Genomic DNA, 1378 nt, shown 5'->3' with positions numbered 1-1378 from the left:
ACCGTTAGGTTTAATAGCTCCGAGTGGTCTTGCGGATGAATTGCTCCATGAATTGCGGAGTTGGACGGAAAAGAAAACAGAAAATTGCTTACTACGAATATGAAAAGGAATATGATTTCGTAAGCTTTTAAGGATATAAAAACGAATGACTGTAGTCGAAAATCAGGGTTGTATAAAAACACTAATTTTCTATCTTTGGTCAGAGTAGTTTTACATTTACCAAGTTTAGGATTTGGTATTTAAGTAAGGGTACTTTATAAAAATTAATAAAAGTTATGTTTGTATTTGCCGCTCAGCATTATGTGTCGCTACACAAACCTAACAAAAGCTAAACTGCATTAAAACGCAGCTTAGCCAAACCGTTGTAGCCAATTAAAGAAATGAGTACCGAAGAAGAAAAACCCGAAGAGCAGTCAAAACCAAAAAAAAATGTGGTTCAAGTAATAGAATCTAGCCTTGTCTCTATTGCTTCATCTTTTCCTATTGCTGCATCGCTAGCCTCTGGTTGGTCTGAATATAAAAATCATAAGCAAGCAGAAAGAATTGAACAAATTTTAATGGATTATGGAGAAAGGTTACAGAGTATAGAAAGCGAAGTTGATTCAGAATATTTAGCATCAGATGAAGCTAAAAATCTGATTGAACAAACTGTTAACAAAGGTAAAGATGAGCTAAGAGAAGAAAAAAGGAAATTTTGTCTGAATTTTTAGCTAACTCTTCCACCAAAAAACTCGCGAAGGACAAAGAAAAAGAAATGATTTTGGATACAATTGATAAAATGAGTCCATTACACGCTTCTTTGCTAAAATCAATTACAGAAATGCTGGTTATGACTTGGGGAAAAGATAATGTTAAGCTAAGTAGTGATTATGACCCTGATGCAAAAGACAAACCAACTTTTGGTTATATTCTAGAGTCAATTATGGTAAGAATGAATTCCAGTTCCGCATCTAAAGAAAATATTGAATCTAGTTTAGAATATATGGTTTCGATTGGTGTAATTGAAGTCGCTAGTGCTCGCGGATGGACTCAAGTTGGAGGAAAAGCTGGAGTAAAAGGATTCAGACCTACTAAATTGGGATTAAAAACACTAGAATATTTAGGAGTAGATGTAGATAAAATGATAGGTAAAAAGGATTTGAAAAAAATGAGAGCTAAAGCCGCTGAAAAGAAAGGTGAATCGAATAAAAAAGAATAACTGGCTACAACAATGGCTATAATTCATTGTGGTTTTGTGCCACACCATAATAAAAGTATAAATCAACAGCTGATTTCTAAGCGGAATAATCCTGCGGATGATTCCACAACGAAATCATAGCCGAGACCGTTAGGTTTAATAGCTCCGAGTGGTCTTGTGGTTGAATATCTCTAGGCATTG

At 34.6% G+C, this 1378-nt stretch carries 2 protein-coding genes; both read left to right on the top strand.

Features of this window, described 5'->3' with window-relative positions; all coding sequences use genetic code 11:
• The first annotated feature begins 380 nt into the window (after positions 1-380).
• A complete protein-coding gene (locus BSU00_RS08180; RefSeq protein WP_105003949.1) occupies positions 381-710 on the top strand; it encodes a hypothetical protein in 330 nt (109 codons plus the stop codon).
• Positions 695-1198 carry a hypothetical protein gene (locus tag BSU00_RS08175; RefSeq protein WP_105003948.1) on the top strand — a complete coding sequence of 168 codons (504 nt, stop codon included), beginning with the start codon at positions 695-697 and terminating at the stop codon, positions 1196-1198. The genes BSU00_RS08180 and BSU00_RS08175 overlap by 16 nt, the downstream gene beginning before the upstream one ends.
• The last annotated feature ends 180 nt before the right edge of the window (positions 1199-1378 follow it).

The sequence above is a fragment of the Tenacibaculum sp. SG-28 genome, from assembly GCF_002954385.1.
Taxonomy (GTDB): Bacteria; Bacteroidota; Bacteroidia; order Flavobacteriales; family Flavobacteriaceae; genus Polaribacter.
This window is presented reverse-complemented; position numbering and strand designations above follow the sequence as displayed.